The 24,412-nt window shown below is 52.7% G+C and carries 17 protein-coding genes; 5 read left to right on the top strand and 12 right to left on the bottom strand.

The window, feature by feature from the left end; translation table 11 throughout:
- On the bottom strand, positions 1-1,324 hold a 1,324-nt coding region (locus B157_RS0133250), incomplete at its 3' end, for a sialate O-acetylesterase (RefSeq protein WP_041952410.1).
- A 134-nt stretch (positions 1,325-1,458) separates the two neighbouring features.
- On the opposite strand from B157_RS0133250, the gene B157_RS0133245 reads away from it, so the two are divergent.
- From B157_RS0133245 to B157_RS0133230, 4 genes are all read left to right on the top strand, one after another.
- Complete coding sequence (locus B157_RS0133245) at positions 1,459-2,430, top strand: glycosyltransferase family 2 protein (protein ID WP_020607613.1); 972 nt, start codon at positions 1,459-1,461, stop codon at positions 2,428-2,430.
- On the top strand, positions 2,411-3,004 hold the full coding sequence (locus B157_RS0133240) for a WcaF family extracellular polysaccharide biosynthesis acetyltransferase (RefSeq protein WP_020607612.1): 594 nt from the start codon (positions 2,411-2,413) through the stop codon (positions 3,002-3,004). Before B157_RS0133245 ends, B157_RS0133240 begins: the two co-directional genes overlap by 20 nt.
- A complete protein-coding gene (locus tag B157_RS0133235; RefSeq protein WP_020607611.1) occupies positions 3,001-3,768 on the top strand; it encodes a glycosyltransferase family 2 protein in 768 nt (255 codons plus the stop codon). Before B157_RS0133240 ends, B157_RS0133235 begins: the two co-directional genes overlap by 4 nt.
- A 159-nt stretch (positions 3,769-3,927) precedes the next feature.
- On the top strand, positions 3,928-5,136 hold the full coding sequence (locus B157_RS0133230) for a glycosyltransferase family 4 protein (protein WP_020607610.1): 1,209 nt from the start codon (positions 3,928-3,930) through the stop codon (positions 5,134-5,136).
- A gap of 184 nt (positions 5,137-5,320) precedes the next feature.
- Here B157_RS0133230 and B157_RS0133225 read toward each other — a convergent pair whose 3' ends face one another.
- The 11 genes from B157_RS0133225 to B157_RS36540 all read right to left on the bottom strand — a co-directional run bounded on the left by B157_RS0133225 (position 5,321) and on the right by B157_RS36540 (position 24,072).
- On the bottom strand, positions 5,321-7,081 hold the full coding sequence (locus tag B157_RS0133225; protein WP_026309130.1) for an arylsulfatase: 1,761 nt from the start codon (positions 7,079-7,081) through the stop codon (positions 5,321-5,323).
- 51 nt (positions 7,082-7,132) lie between these two features.
- Complete coding sequence (locus B157_RS0133220; RefSeq protein WP_020607608.1) at positions 7,133-8,851, bottom strand: GMC oxidoreductase; 1,719 nt, start codon at positions 8,849-8,851, stop codon at positions 7,133-7,135.
- Positions 8,852-8,868: 17 nt separating this feature from the next.
- Entirely contained in the window at positions 8,869-9,480 is a 612-nt protein-coding gene (locus tag B157_RS0133215; RefSeq protein WP_020607607.1) for a gluconate 2-dehydrogenase subunit 3 family protein, read from the bottom strand.
- A gap of 57 nt (positions 9,481-9,537) precedes the next feature.
- Entirely contained in the window at positions 9,538-12,327 is a 2,790-nt protein-coding gene (locus tag B157_RS0133210) for an alpha-L-rhamnosidase (RefSeq protein WP_020607606.1), read from the bottom strand.
- Between the two features lie 99 nt (positions 12,328-12,426).
- Positions 12,427-14,178, bottom strand: coding sequence for an alpha-L-rhamnosidase-related protein (locus tag B157_RS0133205; protein ID WP_026309128.1), 1,752 nt, complete (start codon positions 14,176-14,178; stop codon positions 12,427-12,429).
- Positions 14,179-14,248: 70 nt separating this feature from the next.
- Positions 14,249-15,733: a sulfatase family protein gene (locus B157_RS0133200; protein WP_020607604.1), complete on the bottom strand. Its 1,485-nt coding sequence runs from the start codon at positions 15,731-15,733 to the stop codon at positions 14,249-14,251.
- A 23-nt stretch (positions 15,734-15,756) separates the two neighbouring features.
- Entirely contained in the window at positions 15,757-17,157 is a 1,401-nt protein-coding gene (locus B157_RS36545; RefSeq protein ID WP_020607603.1) for a sulfatase family protein, read from the bottom strand.
- Between the two features lie 48 nt (positions 17,158-17,205).
- A complete protein-coding gene (locus B157_RS0133190) occupies positions 17,206-18,684 on the bottom strand; it encodes a RagB/SusD family nutrient uptake outer membrane protein (protein ID WP_020607602.1) in 1,479 nt (492 codons plus the stop codon).
- Between the two features lie 40 nt (positions 18,685-18,724).
- Entirely contained in the window at positions 18,725-22,252 is a 3,528-nt protein-coding gene (locus tag B157_RS0133185; RefSeq protein ID WP_020607601.1) for a SusC/RagA family TonB-linked outer membrane protein, read from the bottom strand.
- Between the two features lie 25 nt (positions 22,253-22,277).
- The gene (locus tag B157_RS0133180; RefSeq protein ID WP_020607600.1) at positions 22,278-23,297 is read right to left on the bottom strand and encodes a FecR family protein; all 1,020 of its coding nucleotides are present in this window, start codon (positions 23,295-23,297) and stop codon (positions 22,278-22,280) included.
- 64 nt (positions 23,298-23,361) lie between these two features.
- Positions 23,362-24,072: an RNA polymerase sigma-70 factor gene (locus B157_RS36540; protein WP_157618677.1), complete on the bottom strand. Its 711-nt coding sequence runs from the start codon at positions 24,070-24,072 to the stop codon at positions 23,362-23,364.
- 85 nt (positions 24,073-24,157) lie between these two features.
- On the opposite strand from B157_RS36540, the gene B157_RS36535 reads away from it, so the two are divergent.
- A partial coding sequence (locus B157_RS36535) for a hypothetical protein (RefSeq protein ID WP_041952407.1) occupies positions 24,158-24,412 on the top strand: 255 nt, incomplete at its 3' end.

The raw sequence follows: 24,412 nt of genomic DNA, 5'->3' as shown, positions 1-24,412 counted from the left end.
TTTTAGCCTGAATCGGTTGCTTCAACGCCAGCGTAATTCTACTTCCATCGGCACTACCCGCTGCAACCAGATCCGCCTGCCCATCGAAGTAAAAATAGTTTTTCAGTTGGCGAACGGTATTTTTACCACCCGGTGAGAAATCAAAAAAGGTGGTATCATTCGTCCAGACCATCTGCATCTGATCCTCAAAAACGAGTGTAATGGAGTCTCTGCGAGCGTTGGCAACGACTTTTTTTATATCCGGCGAATTAATCTGGAGCGTATCTTTCAATCCATACCCATCGCGGGCTATCTGCCGATACTGCTCATACGCCAGTTGCTGGTAGGCCAAAGGCTCGTAATGTACGCCCTGATAGCCCTGCGTACCAACGGTAGCGATAGTTTCTACATTACTGAAAAGGTATTTCGTCCGTCGCTGAAAATCCCGCACCACGGCAGCGCTGTCTTTCATATCGGCCAGGATATTAATCTGCCCAACGTATATCCGCGTATTTCCGTAATCCTCGCGAAGCTGATTATAAAGGGTTTTAAACTTATTCGCGTAGCCCGGTATGCCCGACCCGGCATCCTCCTCCCCCTGTCGCCAGATGATACCTTTTACCTGATTTGCCACCCCCGCCCACTGCGCCCGGTAAAGCAGATTTCCGTAGAACGTACCGGTATTGGCGTGATTCGTTTGATCGCGGGCCAGCAGGGGCGCGATGGACAGTCCTCCCTGGGCACCATTCAGTATGCAGGTGGGTATGCCGTAGTTTTGCAGAATCAGCCGCTGTATGGTCAGGCCCAGCCCCCCCACACTACCAAAAGGCTGTTTGGCCGGATACCAGCTGATTTCGGTTGGCTTGGCCGTAACCGGATAATCGGCAGTGCGCAGGTAGGTATCATCGAAACCAATCGAATAGTAGGTATCCAGGCCAGCCAGTGCCAGCGCGTTCGATTGGCCGTAAAGAATATACACATCGCCACAAACAACCCGTTTTCGCTCCACAATCAGGGTAGAATCGGTTCCCTTGTAGGCAAAGATGCGGAAGGAATACTCAGCCGGTTCGGCCTTAATAACAGCAGACAGGAAAAAAAGGGCAGTACTAACCGTTGGGTTAATCGACTGGCTGACCACACTGGTGAGTTTACCGGCGCGCAGCACCTGCGTACTCACTTTGGTATAACCGGTTGTGCTGGTCCTGCCACTAATCACTACGCGGGCCTGATTATTGCCATCGCGCGGGTACAGTTGCAGGTCGCGGGGTAATTGCTCGAATACAAGCTGACCAAACGCCGAAAAATATAACAAAAGTAATATGATGCTTGTGTAGAGTCTCTTCATTAGCTTTGCACTGTATAAAAAAAGTTATACTCTTGTGTAGTGTAAAAACTCCAAACGGGGTACTAAAAATAAGGCCTTTTTATCAGAATAGACGTTAAAAGTGCCTTATTATTATGCCCGTAGCTCTATACCACATGGCCGATGTAGCGGTAATCATCCTGACGCATAACGAGGAAAAACACATTACCCGTTGTTTACAGAGTCTGAAACCTTTTACAGATAAATTATTTATTGTCGATTCATTTTCAACCGATAATACCGTTGAGATAGCCCGTTCTATGGGTGCCGTAGTGGTGCAAAACACCTGGGTAAACTACGCCACACAATTCAACTTTGGAATAGCACAAATACCGTTCCAGACACCATGGCTTATGCGGATGGATGCCGATGAGTACGTGATGCCTGAACTGGCCAGCGAAATAAATGAACGATTAGCGGACTTACCCACCGAAGTAGGTGGCGTTTATGTAAAAAGACGGGTCTTTTTCTTAAATCGCTGGATACGGCACGGCAGTTTTTACCCCATCTGGCTCCTGCGGCTGTGGCGACGGGGCGACGGTTTTTGCGAGCAGGTATGGCACGATGAGCACATCAAACTAACCAAGGGAGAATCTATTCAGTTTGCCCACGATATTGTTGACCATAACCTGAATAACCTGACCTGGTGGACGCAGAAACACAATCATTACACCATTCTGGAAATGATCAACCTGCTCAACTACCGGTATCAGTTCGACAAAGCCGAAACGGTGCAGCCCCGCCTGTTTGGCACCCAGGAACAACGGATGCGGTATCTGAAAGAGAAATACGCATCACTCCCGCTCTTTACGAGACCGGTGCTGTATTTCATGTACCGATATTTTATCCGGCTGGGGTTTCTGGATGGTCGCCCTGGTTTTGTGTGGTGTTTTCTACAGGGGCTTTGGTACCGGTTTCTGGTAGATGCCAAACTGCTGGAAGTGAGCATACGGGTAGGCACGGATAAAGAAGCACTTATCGACTATTTCCGAAAAGAATACGGGAAAGACCTGCGGCCCGACAAAACACCGCCGGTTGGTCAATCGTCCATCAACAGCCCTTCAGCCAATGAAAGTAACCCAGCCTAGCGACCCTATGATGGAACCCCTCAACGGCAAAACGGATCTGTCCCGTTTCAACAACAGTTGGTACAATCACGGACCGCGCTGGCGGTTAGTTGCGTGGTTTTTGGTCAACGCATTTCTGGTCAACACCTACTTACCCCTGCCCGCCGGCATCCGGATAGCCATTTTACGGTTATTTGGAGCCAAGATTGGAACGGGGGTTATGATCAAGCCAGCCGTCAATATCAAATACCCCTGGTTACTTCGGGTGGGGAACTACGTCTGGATTGGTGAAAAGGTCTGGATTGATAACCTAAGTGAGATTGTCATTGGCGACAACGCCTGCCTGTCGCAGGGGGCTATGTTGCTGACGGGTAACCACGACTACAGTCGGGCCACGTTCGATCTGGTGACCCGGCCCATCCACCTGGCCGACGGTGTCTGGATCGGGGCAAAATCGGTGGTTTGCGGGGGCGTTCAGTGCGCGTCCCATTCGGTGCTGGCTGTCAATTCAGTAGCTACCCGCCCGTTGGAAGCGTATGGAATCTATCAGGGTAATCCGGCTGTTTTTGTACGCAAACGAACCATCAACGCGTGAAAGTATCTATCATAACGGTCGTTTATAACGGAGCCTCTTTTATTCAGGACTGTATTAAGTCGATTCTGAACCAAACGTATCCCGACATCGAGTATATTATCATCGATGGACAATCGACCGACGGAACGGTGGAAATCGTACAATCTTACGGCACGAAAATTGCCCATTTCATCTCAGAGCCTGATAAAGGTTTATATGATGCAATGAACAAAGGTATTGGTTTGGCAACCGGCGAGGTAATCGGTTTGCTGAACGCCGATGATTTTTATCGGCACAACCGCGTTATTGAAAATATGGTGGCTACGTTCGAGCGGACAGGTAGCGACGCTGTTTATGGCGATATGCTTTATGTAGACCGTAACGACCCGCAAAAGCTGAAACGCTACTGGCGTTCGGGCTGGTATCATGACAATGCCTTTTTGTGGGGCTGGATGCCAGGGCACCTTTCTTTTTTCGCAAAGCGGTTGCTTTACGAAAAACACGGTGCTTTCCGGCTCGATATGAAAAGTGCGGCCGACTATGAATTGATGTTGCGGTTCATCCATAAGAATAAAGCCAGACTGGCTTACATGGATGAAGTGACCATTGTGATGCGGGCGGGTGGGATTAGCAACAGTAGCTTAAAAAATCGCCTTCGCGCCAATCGGGAAGACCAGACAGCCTGGCAATTAAATAACTTAAAACCCTATTTTTTCACCTTTTGGCTGAAGCCCTTACGAAAGCTTAAACAATACATCAGTAAACCGCCCGAATTACCCGACTAATTAATCTAACAAGCCGTTGCATCAGTTTTTTTTGCATCCTTAAATAAAACCCTGATTTTTACACTCCTTAGCGAGTGAAACAGGTTACTTTCGTTTCAAATTAGGTGGCGTTACTCGACAACTTTTCCCATAGGTAACAGTATCTAAACCTTCTCCGGTATGAACATCAGTTTATTTATAGCCTACATACTGCACAAATTCGGCGACGATGTGTTTACACTCGGGCTTTACCAGTGCATTCTTTCCTTTTTAGTTGCCTGCTTTGTTGCTATTGTTTCCATACCAGTCATTATCAAGATTTCTGAACTAAAATCACTCATGGAGAAACCCGGCGAACGCCGGTCGCACTCAACTCCTACCCCAACCTTCGGTGGCATTGCCATTTACGCGGCCATTCTGATCGCCTATTTTTTATGGCCGAGTATCGACCAGACGGAGATTTACCGGGCCAATCTTTCGATTGTGGGTATGACAATTTTGTTCTTCATCGGTATTAAAGACGATCTGGTGGGTATAGACCCTACCAAAAAGCTGTCGTTTCAGGTACTGGCCGCCATGATCCTGGTGCTGTTTGGCGATCTGCGGGTCGATTACCTGTACGGCATCCTGGGTTTCCACCATATCGATGAGGTAGTGGGCATTATACTGACCTGTTTTATTTTTATTACCCTAACAAATGCCATCAATCTTATTGATGGCATCGACGGCCTGGCGGGGGGTATCGCCACCATTGCCAGTGGTACATTTGGCAGTTGGTTTCTGCTGACTAACCACTTTACTATGGCCTGTCTGGCCTTTACAATGGCCGGTGGATTGCTGGGATTTCTGCGGTTCAACTTCTCAAAAACCAGCAAAATTTTCATGGGTAATACGGGTTCCCTGATTATAGGTTTCATGCTGGCTTTCTTTGCCGTGCGGTTTGTAAGCTTAAATGCTTCTTACCGCTACGAGCCTACTGCTTTTTTCAACGCCCCCATTATTGCCATTGTTATCCTGATCGTTCCAATTTTCGATACACTGCGGGTATTCCTGGTGCGCATTCTGGCCGGTCGTTCCCCCTTCTCTGCCGACCGGAATCATATGCACCACATTTTACTGGACAATGGTCTTTCGCACATAAATGCAACCATTGTGCTTTGTGGGGTATCGCTGCTCAACACGATTATGTTTCTGCTGTTGCACCGCAACATTTCAAACACGCTGTCATTGATCATTCTGGGATGTCTTTTCGGCGTCTACATGTTCGTCAGTTTTACCCTCAAAATGCGGGCAAAATACGTATCGGCGACGCCACGCCGTCGGCGGGCTATTTTACGACGTGAGTTACAGAATGGCATCACGGGCAAGCGTATTATTGACTACCTCTAATTGCCAGCGGATACACAAAAAGGGCCACCCGGATAGTACGGGTGGCCCTTTTTGTGTGCAATTGTACTGATTTTAAGCTGTCAGCTCAACCCAGGTCACGTTATCTATACGCTTAAAACTTCCTGTCTGTAATACAGCAATTGGGAGCGAATTATAAACGTAAGGGTAAGGGTAACGAAAACCACTAGTTGGCCAGTTTCTCAATCAGCACGGATTTTAACTCAAATGGAACCGGGGCCTTGCCGCCTGCCTGCACCTGTACTTTTTGCTGACCTTTGCGTAGGGTCACCCGTCCCATCGGCACCGTTGCCCAATCTTTCTCATACGCTTCAATCCGCTTCACACGGTCGGGGCTGGGATACACTTCGCCCACAAACGCCTTTTCGATGGATTTCTTCAGTGTTTGCTCCCCTACCCGCACCAGTACGGACTGTCCCGTGAATCCGGCGGAGCAGTTGTAGGTTAACGCCACCCGATAGTCGCCCGGTTCAACGACGTTGATTGTCCAGGTCGCGGCATCGGCGGGTTGCTGCCAGCCCGTAAACCAGTCGTGTACGTAGCCGTTTTTGGCAAAATAATGCACAGAACCCGTTTTGGTCGCGTCGGGTGCGAACAGTTCTGTAACCGGCGACTGCGCGAAACCCACCTGCGTTATTTCGGGGTGAATACCTTTCCGGGTTACGTCGGCAAACCAGGCATCGTATTGCTTTCGGAGTTCGGCCGCAACGGCTGGTTTCTGCGCAATGATATTCTGTTTCTGGCCGGGGTCAGCCAGCATATCATACAACTGGTCTGCTTCTTTACCCCGGATAAACCGGTAGCGGGTCGTACGGGAAGCACCCGGATAAGGATTAATGGCGTAGGTCGAATCGGTTTTCAACACGTGGGTGAACAGCGTACGTTCCGGCCAGTTCGCCGTTTGGCCGTTAAGAAGTGGCACCATACTTTTTCCATCCAGGGGTGCCGTAGCGAGGCTGGTAATTCCGGCCAACTCGACCAACGTCGGCAACAGGTCGATGTGGGCTGCGATGGGTTCAATCCGGGTATTCGCCCTGATTTTTCCGGGCCAGCGGATAAAGAAAGGCACCCGGCTTCCCCCTTCATCGACCGAGGCTTTAATGCCTTTCATGTCGCCATTGTAGCGTTCGGTATTGGGGCCGTTGTCGCTCAGGAAAATAACGATGGTATTGTCACTGAGTGTCAGTTCATCGAGCTTTCGTAGAATACGCCCGATGTTTTCATCCATATTGTCCACCATGCCGTACACGGCAGCCTCCCTGTCGGCCACTCCTTGGGCTTTGTACTTATTGAAGTACGCATCCGGTACCTGAAACGGGCTGTGGGGGGCATTGTAGGGTATGTAGCAAAGGAACGGCTTTGTTTTGTTCTGTTCAATGAAACCGAGTGCCGCATCCGTCAGCACATCGGTGATGTAGCCATTGGTCTTTACCATCTGGCCGTTGTGCTGGAGCATGGTGTTAAAGTAATTCGTCCAGTGCCCCCCGCAAAAACCCATAAATTCCTGAAAGCCCTGCCCCTGCGGATTTTCAGGGTAGTGCGCCCCGTTATGCCATTTCCCAAACGCACCGGTGGCATATCCAGCCGTTTTGAACACCTCTGCCAGCGTCACTTCACTGCTTCGCATGGTTTCCAGCCCGCTCGTAACGGACGCTACTCCCGTACGCAGGTGGTACCGACCCGTCAGCAAGCTGGCCCGCGTGGGAGCGCAAAGGGGACTGACGTAAAAACGCTCGAAACGGGCACCCTGCGAAGCCAGACGATCCAGTACCGGCGTTTCGACAACCGGATTTTTGTGACTGCTCATATCGCCCCAACCCATGTCATCAGCCAGTATCAACACTATATTGGGCCTGGACTGGGCCTGCATCATCCGGGCACTTACTATGAATAGAAGAAAAGAAAGCCCCCACCAGATTTTTTGCATCCGTTCGGTTATAATCGTCTTTACGCTGGCAGATTAGCGAAAAATAGTCAGTTACAATACTTTTTTATTCAGTTGATCAACCGCATAATGGGCCGCACGGGCGGTGAGGGCCATGTAGGTGAGCGATGGGTTCACGCAGGACGAGGAAGCCATCGCAGCCCCGTCTGTCACGAACACGTTTTTGCAGTCGTGAACCTGGTTAAACTTGTTCAGTACCGATGTTTTAGGGTCTTTGCCCATGCGGGCCGTTCCCATGTCATGAATGCCCAGTCCCAGGTGAACATCCTGGCGGTTGTTGCCCGTTATGTTCTTAAACCCGGCTGCGTCCAGCATCTCCATGGCGGAGTTCATCATGTCTTTCCGCATGGCAATCTCGTTCTCCCCGAAGGCCGCGTCGAATACAATAAGGGGGATGCCCCATTTGTCTTTTTTGGTGGTACTGAGCGTCATCCGGTTGTTGGGGTTGGGCAGCACCTCGCCAAATCCACCAAACCCAATGCTCCATTTGCCCGGCTGGGTCATTTCCTGCTTGAACGATGCACCGAAGCCGTCCTGAGCGGTACCCCGTTTCCAGTCGCTACGATTGGCACCGCCCTGGTAGCCGAAGCCGCGCAGATAGGCCGTTTGTTTATCATTGCCCCAGTTGCGGAAGCGGGGAATATAGAGCGCGTTGGGCCGCTGCCCGAACACATAATCGTCCTCGAACCCGTCAATGGTGGCGTTGGCCCCCACGCCGAGGTGGTGATCCATAATGTTGCGCCCGACCTGGTCGCTTTCGTTGCCAAGCCCGTTGGAAAAACGGTTTGATTTAGAATTGAGCAGCAAAGCCGCCGTATTCATACTCCCCGCATTGAGGAAAATAATCCGGGCGAAATACTCCGTGACCGCATTGGTATGCTGGTTGATAACCCGAACGCCTTTGGCCCGTTTGGTCTTTTCGTCATACATCACCTCGGCCACGATACTGTCGTGTAAAATATCAAGGCGTTTCGTGTTTTTTGCGGCTGGAATAGCACCCGCCAGCGAACTGTAATAGGCACCGTAGGGGCAACCCCGAACGCACTTGTTCCGGTACTGACAGGAGGCCCGTCCCAGCGCTGTATGCCAGGGCTGCGCTTTAGACAGGTTAGCTACCCGGCCAATGGTGACGGGGCGGTTCAACTTCTTGTCAATCATGTCCCGAAAGTGCTGTTCGGGCGGGGTCATGGGCATGCCGGGCAGAAACGTACTGTCGGGTAGTACGGCCAGATTTTCGGCCTTCCCGCTGATACCCACAAACTTCTCCATGCGCGTGTACCAGGGCACAAGGTCTTCGTAACGAATGGGCCAGTCGACGCCGTAGCCATCTTTGGCATTGGCTTCGAAATCGGGTGCATTCCAGCGGTACGTCTGCCGCCCCCAGTGCATGGATTTGCCGCCCGTATGGTACGCCCGAATCCAGTCGAAAGGTCGTTTTTCTTCGTAGGGGTTCTGCTGGTCGTTGGTCATAAACTCAACCGTGGCATCACTGGCCAGCGTGCCGAACCGACGGTTGGCCCAGCGTTCCTCCGCCGAATGCACCGTTATGAAGTCGCGGTGTTCAATCTCCCAGGGGGCTTTGGTGGCAGTATCGTAATCTTCAATGTGCTTTACTTCCCGGCCCCGCTCAATCATGAGCACGTGCAGCCCTTTTTCGGTGAGTTCTTTGGCAGCTATCCCACCGGTCATACCGGAGCCAACTACAATGGCATCGTAGCGATGCGTTTTATCGGTTGTTATATTGAGATTCATACGAAGTTGGGACGGGATTAGTAAGCGTACAGTTTCTGGCCGGGTTTCAGCTTGATTAATTCGAACTTACCGGGAACCGGCACATACTCAAAGTTGGCATTAAGGCCTTTCTCGGACGTAAAATAGCCCAGTAGCGTCAGTTCTTTCATCAGCCGCCAGAAGGGCAGTCCTTTGAGTTGAGCCTTCATCACTTCCTTATCCTCGTTGTCGCCCATTTTGGTCTGCTTCACCTGATACGTTTTCATCTGTTCTTTCGTGTCGGCTTCGAGTTTTGTGAGCATGTCTACCTTTTCGGCACCGTTCTTACTCAGGAAGTTTTGCTGTTGCAATTGCTCAATGCCAGCCATGAAACTCTGTTGTTCAGGCTCTCGGTAGCAGTCCTGTACCATCATTTCAACGAAGGCAGGAACCCCCGCTTCGATAGCTCCCGGTGTGTCGGTTTTGGGAATGATCTGTTCGGCCACCTCGGCAATGAGTGACCGCTGCTCATTCGTGAGTGAGAAGTTGCTGTTTATAGGGGTGACAATCTCCCGTTTCTCCAGGCGACTCATGGCCTGTACCGTGGGCATTGACAGCGTACCGCCGAGCAGGAGCGATAGCTGGGTTATGGCATTCCGGCGATTCATCATGTGTATTCGTTTTCTTCTTCGTACCGTAAATAGAATAAAGCCAGACTACCGGCTAATTTACTGCGAGGTAAACTGATAGGTACCCGAACCAACCTCTACTGACTGGTATCCGTTGCTGCGTTCAATCATCCGTATGGAGGAGCCGCTTTCCAGAGGCTTGTTCGACTCCAGAATTTCCCCTGAATGGGTGACCGGAATAAACACCGTTGCCTTTGTATTGGCAGGTACCGTAACGGTCAACGCTGTCATTTTCCCCGTCTTTTTCCAGGCTGTCTTGATCGGGCCGTTAATGGAATGGTACGTAGCGTCCACGGCGTTGATGCCCGTCCCGGCAATTTCGGGCCGGATAATAAACGTCCGGTAACCGGGTTTGCCAACCTTAATACCAGCCGCGTTTTCAAACAACCACTCGTTCACCGACCCGAAGGCGTAATGATTGAAGGAGTTCATGCCCGCATTATTCTCGAATCCTTTCCCCTTCACGTAGCTATTCCAGCGTTCCCAAATCGTGTTGGCCCCGTTCACCACCTCGAAACCCCAGGATGGATAGTCCGTACTGAGCAGCAGTTTGTACGCTTCGTTGCTGTGGCCGGTGGCCGACAGAGCAGGGAGCAACGGCTTTACACCCAGAAAGCCAGTCGATAGTTTACCGTTGTTGGCTTCGATAAGGTCAACCAGCCAGTTGCCCGCTTTCGCGGTTTGTCCGGCATTGAGCATATGCATGTATATCGCGTTGGCGTAAGCCGTTTGGGTGTGACCATCGAAACCCATTTTGCCATCTACGTATCCTTCCCCATCGCCGTAAGCAGCCGCGTTGGTTTTGAATTTACCCGTTTCGTCCGCGTAGTGAGCGAGGAAGGCCTGACGGATTTTATTGACGTTAGCTTCGTACGCAGCGGCCTCGGTGGATTTACCAATGGCGGTGGCCATCTCGGCCATCATGGCTGTTACGTAGCCATAGTATAGGGTTGCCAGCATGTCGGGTGGTGTTTTTTTACCAACCGACAGCCAGTCGCCGAAGCCGCCTTTGGGCGAAATATCCTCGAAGCTTGCTTCTTTATAGATGACGTCCCCATTTGTTTTACGGGCCATAAAATCGAGGTAAGCCACCATATTTGGCCAGAACGCCCGAATCACGCGGGTATCGTTGTAGGTTTTGTAAATAGTGTAGGGGCAGATAATACCCGCTTCCGACCAACCCGGTGAGTAGGTATCCGTTTTGCGAACGTTAGGCGCCGGGGCATAAATAGGATATGCTTTGTCGGCGCGTTGGGCGTCGTTCAAATCGACCAGCCACTTGGTGTAAAAAGCCGCAATATCGTTGTTGAACGTAGCCGACTGCACGTAGGTCTGCGCGTCGCCGGTCCAGCCCAACCGCTCATCGCGCTGCGGGCAGTCGGTCGGCACATCGAAATAGTTGGAACGCTGCGTCCAGACGATGTTATGATAAAGCTGGTTGACGAGCTTATTATCGGTGGTGAACGACCCGGCTTCGGGCGTTGCCGAAGTTAGCACGATACCCGTGATGGCATCCTTGGCTGGGGGCATTCGAAACCCGGACACTTCTACATACTGAAACCCGTGGTAGGTGAACCGGGGCACCCAGGTTTCGCCCTGTTTATCGCCTTTCAGAACATAGGTATCGGTGGCCCGCGCTTTCCGCAGGTTTTCGGTCATGATATCACCATTGGGAAATAGCACCTCGCCGTAGCGCAGCCGGATGGTGTCGCCTTTGTTGCCCGTTACGCGCAGCCGGACAATACCCGCAAAGTTTTGCCCCAAATCGAACAGGTACTTGCCGCCCGGCTTTGGCGTTACGGTTTTGGCTTTCAATTCCTGAAACACCCGAATGGGGTCGCCGGGGTAGACGTCAACATCCCGGTCGGCTTTGTCGGGGTAAACAGCCGCAGTTTTCCAGGCTGAGTCGGTAAAGCCGGGCTTGTTCCAGCCCGGAAATTCCAGCGTGGCGTTGTAGGTTTCGCCGTTCAGGATATCCGCTTCCACGATGGGGCCGTGGTTGGTTTTCCAGCCCTGGTTGGTGGTGATAACCTCTTTCCCACCGTTGGCGTATTCAACTTCGAGTTGGGCTTTGAGCAAAGGTACGTCGCCGTAAAAACCTCTCACAACCGGGTTGCCCACCAGCAGTGCGTAGCCCAGATACCCCGCATACCACCCGTCGGCCAGGATGGCACCAAGGGCATTTTTGCCCGGTTTAAGGTCGGCCGTGACGTCGTAGGTCTGGTAGTATACCCGCTTATTGTAATCCGTCCAGCCGGGCGTAAAATAATCCTTACCAATGCGCTTTTCGTTGATGTAAAATTCGTACAAGCCGAGCGCCGTGACGTACAATCGGGCTCGTTTGATGGCTGGTTTGAGTATTGCCTCTTTCCGAAAAAAAGGCGCGGGCGGCAGGTGGTACGTTTTGCCTTTGCCCAGGGCCGTCAGGTCATTGCCAATCCAGTCGGCTTTCCAGTCGGCTTTACTGAGCAGGCCCATTTCCCAGGTTGCTGGGGAACTCCACGCACCGGGTTGCCCGTTTTTGTCCCAGCTACGAACTTTCCAGTAGCAGATCATGCGGGAAGCGAGGGGTACCCCCTTGTACTCAACCTGATTGGTGGCATTGCCCATCACCTTACCGGAGTCCCAGAGGTCAGCTTTGGTAGCGGCCAGCTGTTGTACCGATGAGGCCACTACGATCTGGTAGGCCGTTTGCACCTGCCCCCGCACCGCCGATGTCAGTTCCCAGCTCAGCCGGGGGTTGGCCACGTCTGTCACCGGATTGATTTTGTATTCGGTCCGCAGACGAACCGCTTTCAGGTCCGAATCCGCCCACGCAGGCTGGCTCATGAGGGTTGCAAGGAGGACTATAAACGCTATCAGTTTGGAAGCACGTGAGCGGGAACGCATAGGGTAGCAGGTTGCTGGAGGGTTAAGCAGCGGGTGGTTTTATCGAATAATTCGGACTTCTCTGGGGCCGCTGATGTCGGACTGAACGGTACCGTTCGCCAGCTTCGTATGCTTCACGGTCAGCACGCCGTAGGGCGTTGGGTAGGTGCCTTCGGCAAACGTCAGGTCACCCAGGTGCGGCTCTATTTTGATGGCTTTGCAGCCCGGCTCCATCACCTGAATACCTAATACGTGCTCGGTCAGCCAGGGCGTGGGTCCCGATGCCCAGCCGTGCGCCAGACTGTGCCGAAACCCAACATAGCAATAGGCTCCACAATCGCCGTGAATATCTTTTTTGCCTTCCGGCACCAGTTCATCGATGCGTGCGGCATTCGTTACCCAGTCCAGGTTGAAATCCTCCCAAAAAGTGGTTGCACCCAAGGCCAGCATACCGCCCCAAAACTGCCGGATGTTGTCGATGGCTCCCTGATAATCGCCCGCTTTAGCCTGCGCCTGAAGCATGTAGTAGCCGTAGAAGGTCGAAAAGTTACGCGCTCCCCCCACCGACAATACTTTTTTGTTGGCTTCCTGAGCGGGCATAAGCCCCGACAGAGCCAGCAGAGCCGCGCCCTGTTTCGATGCGTTGGGGTCGGGCACGTATTTGCGCAGTCTGGCCACGGCTTCGTCGCACTGGTTGGCGGTGGCAGGGTCGTTGAGAATGCGGCAAAGGTCGGCCCCGGCACTCAGCGAAAGCACCAGCATGGACTGCAGGCCCGCGTGAATCCCTTCTTTATTTTCACTCGACGGCCAGTCTAAAAATCGCAGTCCGTCTAACTTTTCGCTGTTGTTGTCGCCTATCTGTTGCCGCAACAAACCCAGCAGCGGCACCAGATAGGCTTTTTGCTGTTGCAGATAGTCCAGGTTTCCGTACTGCCGGTACCAGTCGCGCTGGATGAGAATCCACCACATCGAGTAGGTGCTGATGCCATTCATCCAGCCGGGCAGGGGCGTAATGTCGCGCACCAGATCCAGACTTTTGGGCACCACCTCATTGTAGCCAAACACGGCGTTGATAGTCGAGACTTCGGGGTGCATATCGCCGACCCACACCAGCCGGTCGCGCTTGATGCCGTCCCAGAGATAGTCCTGCATGTTGAGGTGAACGGTGTAGGCGCCCGTATTCCAGATGGTATTCAGCAGGGTGTCGCTGCACCGGAACGAGCCGACGTAGGGGATGTTGCGGAAGGTGAAGATGGCATTTGCCTCTTTGAGCAGCAGTTTGGCGGCAGGGTCCAGCACGTCGATGCGGACAAAGCGGAAGCCGGTATTGCCAATTTCCAGTTTGCCCAGCCAGGGCAGCGGCACAGTGAGGTCGCGGATGGCGTGGTCATTGGTAGCGTTTTGTTTGGGTTCGATATCGGCCATCGCTTCGCTCGCCGATTCACCGAACCGAATCCTGACCATGATGGGTTTACTCTCTTTCCACTGCCCCGTTACGAGCTGAAGACCACCGTGTAGTTCCCGCCCAAAGTCCAGCAGAAGCCCTGCTTTCGACTGCCCGTTGCTTTTAAGCGAACACGTCCCCTTCCCCGACAGGTCGGCCTGCCCGTTGCCGGGTTTGAGCAGCCGGTCGGCGTTGGTGACAGTACCCGTTTGCCAGGTGATTTTCACCGGCGATAAATACTGCCGAACGGTGGGGTCGGGTCGGGCCTGCCGGGCCCGTTCGGCGCTGAAGATGGGCGGTAGCTGGGCCTGAGCGGAATGGTAAGCAAAAAGAACCGTGAAAAGAGTCAGCGAAAAAAGTGGTTTCATATGGGGTAAACCATCAACGCAGGGCTTTTTACTGATGCTTATATTCACGGTTTTCAAGCATCCAATACGGTTACCGGTAATACGGGTTGTTCAGCGAATCCTGAGCCGCCCAGGGATAGTGCCACTTGTCCATATACACGTTGCCGGTCAGAAATTTATCGTTGGTGGTGTTGAGTTTATTCGTTAGCAGCGCTTCCAGTTGCTGCTGGGTTTGTTTCATAGCGGGCTGGTTGACTACGTTCTGCAACTGGTAGGGGTCTTTGGCATTATCGTACAACAGCCAGGGGCCTTTCAGATCGCGTACATAGGTATAACGGGCCGTGCGGATGCCCCGAAACTCACGTCCGCCGTGGGCGTAATTCCACTGGTGAAACGGCACAATGCACGAAATGAGCACGGCTTCGTTAGGTTTGGCGGGGCGGGGTTTCTGGAATAGCCCGGCCATGTTTTCCCCCTCCACACTCGCCGGAATGGCCTGGCCGCTGAGCGACAGTATCGTTGGCATTACATCGGTCAGGCTCATGGGTACGTCCATCGTTTTCCCCTTCCGGCCCAGCAAAGCCGGGTATTTAAGCATAAATGGTATACGAATCGACTCATCCCAGGGTTTTTGCTTGTTGGTCTGGTCGTGCGAATACAGCATATCGCCATGGTCGGAGGTGAAGATAAAAATAGTGTTTTCGTCCAACTCAGCGCCTTTCAGCGCGGCCTGCAAGCGGCCAATGCAGTCGTCGAGCGCGTTGATGTGCGCGTAGTAGCCCCGTAGCGCCCGGCTGGCTGCCAGCGTGTCTTTGGCCGGCACATTGGGGCGAAGCGTCATCGACTTATCGGCGTATTTCTGCCGGTACTCTTTGGGGGCCGTCTGGTAAGGGTCGTGCGGGGGACCCCAAGATAACAATAGAAAAAACGGAGCATCACGCTTACGGTTCATGTAGGCAATAGCCGAATCGGTCTGACTGATGGCATCGTACTGCTGCCACACAAACCGGGTGTTCACCTCGTTGTAGTACGGTGAGTTGTTGTAGTCATGCGTACACTCCAGGCCCCGCCAGTATTCGAACCCCTGCCGCCGGTCGGCGGGGATGGGCGCTAATCGACCAGGAGCAAAATCTTTCGCCAGCCCACCATTGATGTGCCATTTGCCAATGAATCCAGTCTGGTAACCGCTTTGCTGGCAGACTTCGGCCAGCGTGAGGGCTTCGTTGCGGAGGGGCCGGTCGTTATAAAAAACGCCATGCGTCAGGGCGTGCTGCCCCGTGAGCATACTCGCCCGACTGGGGGCGCAAACGGGTACTTCGGCCATGCACAGTCGGGCATTGACAGATTCGGTGGCCAGTTTGTTCAGGTTAGGCGTAATCACCTGCCGGTTGCCCATGTAGCCCAGGTCCTGTGCCCGCCACTGGTCGGCCATAACGATGACGATGTTCGGCTGGGCCGCATTCGGCTTTTTGACCGGAGCCTGACTGGATAAATCTGGGTTTATAGGGGGGGCAGATTTCCAGGCCATCAGGCCGATAAGCAATGCGCCACCGATACATAGTTTGCTAGAATTCATCGCTGCATTATTAGTTAATGGCCTTACCGGGCGGCCTGTTTAAGTCGATTAAAAATGGGCAGCAGGGATTTCTCCAGCGCCTTACCGGGCGGTTTATTCGCCAGATTCATTAACTCTCCCGGGTCTGTTTTCAGGTTATACACTTCTTCATAGCTATCGGCAGGCTCCCGAACATTGTAGTAGTGAACGTACTTTTTATCGTCACTCAACACTCCTTCCGACTGCGGAATAAATACGGAGGGAATATTAATCGGGTGTTCAAAATAGAACTCGGTACGCCAGGGTGTGTTGCGATTGTTCATCAGCGCCGTCAGGGTACGTCCCTGCATCCGGGCGGGTACGGGTACGCCCGCCAGCGTAAGCATGGTGGGTGCCAGGTCGATGTTAAGGGTATACCGGTTAGTGGCTTGACCATGCCACGCAGGCTGCCGGGGGTCGTAAATAATGAGTGGTACCCGGATGGATAACTCGTGGCCGTACCATTTATCAGCAAACCCGTATTCTCCTTCATAAAAACCGTTGTCACTGGTATACAGGATAATGGTATTGTCTGCTAGGCCACGCTCTTTTAACGATTGACGGAGGTTACCCACTACTTCATCAACCCCCGTAATCAGGCGATTATACGATTTTGTCGTTTCCTGAAACAGGGAGTCCGTCGCAAACCGACGGCTCCAGCGGATACGGGATTCATTTTTGTCGTTGTGCCGGAACCAGTCAGGAAATTGCCGATAGTACTTGTCCTTCGCCAACTCCGGGCGAGGTATGGTTTTATCCCGATACAAATCGGCAAACCGGTCAGCATAGGGAAATTCCGGCGTAGCTCCGTCCTGCGCGTGGGGCGCTTTAAAACTCACACTCAGACAAAACGGCCGGCCAGCGGGATTGGCCTGGAGAAATTCATCCATTTGCTGCTCCATCAAATCGGTCAGATGAACAGGGTTTCCCTGCGCGTCGCGGGCGGCATAATTACCCTGGCCCGGAAAGCCGCGCCAGTAATCGAATGCCTCCACGGGCATGGTATTGCCCACGCCATACTTCCCGATGAAGCCCGTTCGGTACCCTGCCTGCCGCAGCAGTGCCGGGTACGTCTGCGCCAGGGCAGAGTCGGAGAAAGGCGTGGCAAAACTGACAATCCCGTGCCGACGGGCGTACTGACCACTGAAAATACTGGCCCGGCTGATGGCACAGATGGGGGTGGTTACGTAGGAGCGCTTGAAGTAAAATCCATCGCGTGCCAGTCGGTCGAGGCTGGGCGTTTTAATGAGTGTATTACCCGCCACACCGAGCGCATCCCAACGCTGGTCGTCGGCCAGCAGAAAAATTATATTGGGGACTTTCGATGGGGCTACCTGTCGAATGTCTACCGGACGAAGTGCCAGCGTGGTAACCACGACCAGCGAAAGTATAATAACGTTTTTCACAACAGCGGATAAGTAAACAGTAAAGGTGGTCTTTTACAGAGGCTTTCTTCAATACCCTGGATTCTGCTCCAGCTTGTTGACCGAAACCTCGACCACGGGAACGGGTGCCAGTAGTTTAGACGCCGGAATGGTATAGGCTTCCGGGTACAGAAATGGTTTCAGCGCCTTTTCCCGAAGGCCATGAGCCGTCATCACCGTCAGGGCCTTACCCGTTCGTTTAAGGTCATACCAGCGCTGGTTCTCAAAGCAGAACTCCACCTGTCGTTCTTTGGCGATGAGCGTTTGTAACGCCGTTTTATCCAATCCCGTTAACGGATTGGTAAGCCCCGCCCGGTTACGTACCTGTTGCACAAAGGGTAAGGCTTCACCCGTTCTACCCAGTTCATTGAGTGCTTCGGCATACATCAGTAATACATCCGAATAGCGCAAAATTGGCAGGTTATCGCTACAGCGGTCGTCGGGGGCAGCAATGGGTGGTTTATACTTGGCACAGTACGGAATAGGCCGCACTTTAGAATCCCAGTCCAGGCCCGTCCAGAAGTTGATCGATACGTCTTTGCGTTTATCGCCGGGCTCAAAAGCGTCGATCAAGTCCTGGGTTGGCTGGTTCCAGCCCGCGCCAATGATGTTGATGTTGGGACGTTTGGTGACCGATCCACCAGAGGTGTGCGGGGCAAACCAGAAGATAAACCGGTTGGATAGCTCGACGCTGTTTTCGGAGTACTGAATGGCAAATATTGTTTCTTTATAATCTTTGCTGGCCGGGTTGAACAGGTCGGCGTAGTTGGGCAACAGGCTGTATTTGCCGGATACCATCACCGCTTTCAGGGCTGCTTCGGCTTCGGCATAACGCTGGTTGGTGAGGTACACTTTACCCAGCAACGCCATGGCCGACATTTCGTTGGCCCGACCCACTTCTTCCACATCTTTGGCAGCCGCAAAACGGGTAGCCGCCTGTTTGAGGTCGCTGATAATATTCTCATAAATCTGCGCTTCTGTCGAGCGTTTCACGTTCACGGCATCCTGCGATGCAATGGGGGTCAACACCAGCGGTACGCCCCCGAACTGCCGCACCAGGTTAAAATAGTACAAGGCCCGTAAAAACAGGGCCTCACCTGCGCAACGGTCCCGGTACGAATCTTTCGACCAGTTTACACCCGTCCGGCCCAGTTCACTCAGCAGCTTGTTGCAGCGGGTAATGCCATTGTACGACAGGTTCCAGAAATCCGAATAAGCCACGTTATTGGATACGAAAATAAACTGGTCGATTATCCCTTTGGAAGCCTCGCCGGTACGGGTGTTGTACTGAAAACTGGCATTATCCGAGATTAACTCGGCCAGCACCCAGTGGGTATTTTTTTCGTAATCCCGCATGGGTACGTAGCAGCCGTTAGCCAATAGAATATACTCAACTTCGGTTTGGTAAAAATTCCCTTCGTTGAGGGTGGTTTTGGGGTACAGTTCCAGAAATTTATTCGTACAGCCCGACAGGAGCAGCAGGGTCAATCCGACGATAAGGGTTTTCATGTTGGTTCGCGGTTAAGGAGGTTAAATACGCTCTGACGAATCAGAATTGCAGATTGACACCAAATGACGTAGTGCGGGCCAGCGGATACGATGATATATCGAAACCCGGCGACAGCGTATTATCAATATTCCGGGACTGGGCTTCGGGGTTGGCCCCTTCGTAGCGCGTAAACATCGCCAGATTCTGGATGGTCATGTATAGGCGGCACCCACTCAGAAAACCCGTTTTTTTGACCAGTGCATCCGGTAGCGCATACCCAACATTCAGGTTGGCAATGCGCATAAACGTGGCGTTTTCCACCCACATCGAGTTGACCCGGTGGCCCCAGCTTGGCGTCAGCTTGGGCACGCCGGACAAGGTGCCGTTACCGGGATTATCCGAACTGCGCCAGCGGTCAACCCAGGCCTCCCGAACGTTGAAAAATCCCTGTAGGTTATCAACGGTTTGCCGAAGACCGTTCATGACATGACCACCGTACTGACCGTTCAGAATAACCCCCAGGCTGAAGCGTTTGTAGGTGAAGTTATTGGTCAAGCCGAACGTAAAATCCGGGTAGGGATTCCCGATGATGGTATAGTCCAGAAAGTCGCTGATAACACCATCGCCGTTGATGTCCCGGTATTTTGGGTTACCGGCATATACCTGCGTGGTTTTGATGATGTCAGGATTGGCAATATCGGCATCGGTATAGACACCGTCCAGAATGAAGCCGAAGAACTGGCCAATGGGCAATCCAACCACCGTTACGTGCGTTGGGTTGCCATCATTATTACCTGATAAAATGCGGTCGCCATTATCATTGATAGACAGTACTTTATTGCGATTGAAGGCGATATTGGCGTTGAGACTCCACGTAAGCGGCCCGGTAAGCGGCCGCATGCCCAGTCCGATTTCGACCCCACGATTCCGCACTTTCCCTTTATTGACCACCTGCGAGTTAAACCCCGTAATGGCCGGAATCACGTCGTTCAGGAGCATATTACTACTCGTCCGGTTGTAGAAGTCGACGGTCAGCGAGAAGCGGTTATTCAGGAATTCGGCATCCAGACCCGCATCAAGCTGCGTCGATTCTTCCCAAGTCAGGAAGGGATTGGCCAGACCCGCATACGCGGCCGTCACCTGCGTGTTGCCGAACACGTAGGAACCCGGGTTGATATTGGCCAGGTGCGAGTAATTACCGATGTTATTGTTGCCACTCTTACCGTAACTAACCCGTAGTTTGAGGTTATTGACGACCCGGTTGTTTTTAAAGAAGTCTTCTTCCGATACTCGCCATGCCCCCGCCACCGAGGGGAAAACAGCATACCGGTTGGCCGCTCCAAACCGCGATGAGCCATCGGAACGGATGGTAGCCGTGAACAGGTATTTGTCTTTAAATCCGTAATTAATCCGGCCCAGGTACGAGATGATACTCCACTCATTTACCGACTGTCCCCAGTTGTTGATAGTGGGGGCCGCGTTGATGGTTTGCACCAGGTCGTTAGCGTACGGCCCTGCCGTCAGGCTTATTGTATTATCGGTATTTTTTTGCGTTGTGTACCCCGCCAGTGCGTCGATACGATGGTCGCCAAATTCTTTCTTGTAGGTCAGGGTGTTCTCGATAAGCCAGTTGAAACTCTGTCCGGTGTTATTGACCGAACTACCCGTACCGGCTACGGGGGGACGGTTTGAGCCGCCCACCGTGCTGGGGACGTACTGCGAAAACTTAGACGTTGACCAGATGGTATTGACGGACGTTTTCACTTTCAGATCCGGCGTAATTGACCATTCCAGAAAGGCACTGCCTAAATTCTGGAACTGCTGCTGCGTCTGCGCTGTCTCTCTCAGGCTATACAGTGGATTGGCAAAACTCCAGGCCGAATGGTACTTGCTCTGTGGCGATACGAGATAGGGAATCAGATTACCATTGGCATCGTAGGGCGACAGCACCGGGTTGGCCCAGTTGGCTACGCCAATCACATCTTCCCGACTCGTGTTCGTGTTGGTCCGGTTCTGGTCGATGAAGGAAGGCTGGAGTGAAACCCCCAGCCGAACGGCTTTGCCGAGGTCTGAATCCATGCTCAGCCGGGCACTGTACCGCTGAACGCCCGTGTACCGCAGCACCCCGTCCTGCTTGAAATACCCCAGGCTGGCACTCAGCCGTGAGTTCTCCGTACCCCGGTTTATGTTGACGTTGTAGTCCTGAATGGGGGCCGCCTGAAGAAGCAGGTCGTACCAGTCGGTACCTTTACCCACCAGTTGTTCAGGGGTGCGGTATTCTACGGGGTAATCGGCCAGAGTAGCTTCCCGATTTTCGGCCCGCCGAACGGCTATGTCAATTTTATTCCGTTGTAAATCAATGAACTCCTGCTGGTTCATGAGCTGAGGGCGGCCTTTCTGGGGTACCACCTGCACACCCCGCATCACCGATGCGGTTATCTGGGTACGGTTCAGTTGCCCCTGTTTGGTCGTAATCATTACCACGCCATTAGCCCCGCGTGAGCCGTAGATGGCAGTCGAGGAGGCATCTTTCAGGATGGTGATGGATTCGATATCGTTGGGATTGATGAATACCAGGGGGTTCAGGTTCTGATTCAGGCCCGATGAATAAGGCATTCCATCGACCACGTACAGCGGCTCGTTACCCGCTCCCAGCGAGCCACTGCCCCGAATCCGCACCGACGTACCCGCACCGGGCGACCCGGAAACCTGTTGAATCTGTACCCCGGCGACCTGCCCGATAATTTTCTGGTCGAGGGAGGAAACGGGCAGGTCTTTGATAGCAGCCTGATTAACCGTCCCCACCGAACCCGTAACATCCTGCGCGCGCTGGGTGCCGTAACCCACCACGACTACCTCTTTCAATGCTTTGTTATCGGCCGCCAGCACGACGGTAAAACTGGTTCGGTTGCCGACGACTTCCTCGCTTGTTTTGTAGCCCACGAAGGAGAAAACCAGAATGGTTGCTGCGTTGGGCACACTGAACCGGAAACTCCCCGATGCGTCGGTGGTGGTGCCGCGTGTCGTGCCTTTTATAACTACGTTGACACCCGGCAGGCTTTCCCCGCCTTCGTCGGTGACTTTCCCGGTTACAATCTGGTCCGCGCTGATAACGGCTGGCAAACCGGTTTCGGACCGGCTACCCATGCCCGCCCGTTCTGTCAGCCGAAAAGCCGATGGTACCCGGCCATCGGCCGTGCTGTCCAGACCGATGGAAGACAGGTTCCTTTTACGGATTTTAGGATCGCTGATAATCATATAAAAACCCTCTTTCACTTTCCGATACCGGAGTGGGGTCGACTGGAGTACCCGATCCAGATTAGGCTCTACCTTCCGGCTAAAGTCAAGCGCATCGGCCGGGACGGTTACCTTGTCAACCAGCCCGCCTTCAAACAGAATATCGATGTGGTAATGGCTTTTCAGCAACTGAAGTACATCCCGAAGCTGGCGCGTTTCGGCCGATGTCTGGACGGTTTTTGTCGGTATCTGGCGCGCCCAGGCTATCGTTTGCGCCCATGCCGATTGCCCGGATACGGACAGGTACAGCAATAGCAATCCCGTCTTTACGTAAAGCAAAGTTTTTTTCATGATTCAGTAAGGATAAAGGAGTTAACTAATTGCGCTCTGTAGGCTCACGCTCGCTGAGCAGTATGGAATTGGTTTGTCTGACTACATTAAGGTTTAAAAGTTCCGATACAATCTGTAGCAACTCGTCGGCACTGTCGGCCTGGAATGACCCGACCAGCGTTCGCCGGGTCAGGTCGTCCGGTATCTCGACCCGCAAACCGTAGGTATCGGTGAGCAGCTGTCCGAACTCCAGCAGGGTCATATCATTGAATACAAACCGATGCTCTTTCCAGGCCGAGTACACCTGCGGCTGAACGTGTCGGGTTAGTTTTGGCGCGCTGGGCTGGTTCAGACTAACCAGATCGCCCGGTTCGAGCATGAGCTGTTTTCGGGTAGCCCCTACCAAATAGTCGACCTGTACCTGCCCTCTGCTCAACATGACGTTAGCCCGATGGGCGTAGGTAGAGACATTGAATTCGGTACCGTGTACGATAACATCGAAGCCGTTGGCCGTTCTGACAATAAATTTCTGGTTATCGGCCCGGTGATGGACCGAAAAGAACGCTTCTCCGGCTAGCTGCACCTCGCGGGAACGGTCGCCGAAGCCGAAACGGGGCAATCGCAGGGTAGAATGGGCATTAAGCGTAACGGTACTGCCATCGGGCAGGTGAATGGTCTGGGTTTCGCCATAGGCCGTCCGGTAGGACTGGTACAGTATCCGGCTGCGGTTAACCCACCCGGCCAGGGTTAGCAGGACCAGAATGGAAGCAGCTGCCATCAACCGAAAACGACCCCAAAGTGACCGGACGGGTAATTCTGTTTCCGCTATAAATTCCTCCGTATTAGCATTCGGTCGATTAGTCATGTGCGCCGTAAAACGCTGGAGCGGGGCTTCGGTATCCGGCTGGTAGATGGGCAACTGATTTTCCCATTCAACCAGCCAGGCATAAAACTGCTCCTGGTTGGCTTCGTCACGTAGCCACTCCTCAATGATGCGTCGCTGCAACGGGGTCGTTTTGTTAGCGAAGTGCGCAAACAACAGCGGTTTAGCTTCAGAGAGAGTCATTGTATTCATACGCTTGGTAGCTTTCTACTGGTATGGACAAGGTTAACCGAAAAAATACGTAGGGCTACCCTAAAAAAATAACACCGAGCCATTTTCCCAACCCCGAAATCAGCCCAACCAGCAGCCATTGGTTCTTCAGACCATCGCGCAATACAGCCAGTGCTTTAGCGATATGTACTTCCACCGTTCGGACCGACAACTGCATTTCCTCCGCGATTTCTTTGGCCCGTTTCCCCTCAAACCGATTGAGGATAAACGCGTTTCGGCATTGGGGAGGCAGGGCAGCCACTAGTTCATCTACTTTTTGAAACAGTTCGTTAAAGCGCATCATCGACTCCGGTCCATTGGCGGGGGACATTTCCTGCTGTTCGACCGATTCGAGCGGGGTATTTTTCTTGAATTCGTTCGCTAAATAATTGTAGGCCCGGTTCCGCACCGAACGGAACAAAAAAGCCCGAAATGAGCGATTTACGGACAAGAAAGCCTTTGTGTTCCAGAAGGTGTAAAACACATCCGACACCAGATCCTCCGCTACTTCTTTGGAATAAACGAACCGCACCGCATGACTACACATCGGCTTATAATACAACCTAAAGAGTAATTCGCATCCTTTCTGTGCATCCGTGTCGAAAACCCGCCGGATAAATAATTCGGTGTCGTTTGCTACTGTTTCGTCCTGCTGGTAGGTATCAGTTTGTGGCATAGTATTCCCCATGCAGGTACTCTCTGGTTGACCACTAGTACCAGCAATGGGGAGATTGAGGACGGCTTGCATGGGCTATGAAATTTTCGACTCTACACGGAGTACTTGAAGGCAAGACAAAGAATAAAAAGAAAATACCTAATTGTAACAGTTTGCAATGATCGCTAAACAAAAGCTGCCATTACTGCTGTTGATGTGGTTGCACCCAAACACCTCCAGTAGCATGGCAGCTTCCAAAGATAAAATAAACTTCGCCACTATCTTCATTCCTATCGCTCAAAAAGACTATCCCCGCTTCATGAAAGAAATCGCTTTTGCCCGCCAACAAATCCAAGGATGGCTCCAGAAGCAACCCCAGTTGCTACCTGAAGCGATGCAGCAAGGCTTTGTCTTCAACGGAAAAAGCCGACTC

The organism is Spirosoma spitsbergense DSM 19989 (genome assembly GCF_000374085.1).
Taxonomy (GTDB): domain Bacteria; phylum Bacteroidota; class Bacteroidia; order Cytophagales; family Spirosomataceae; genus Spirosoma; species Spirosoma spitsbergense.
This window is presented reverse-complemented; position numbering and strand designations above follow the sequence as displayed.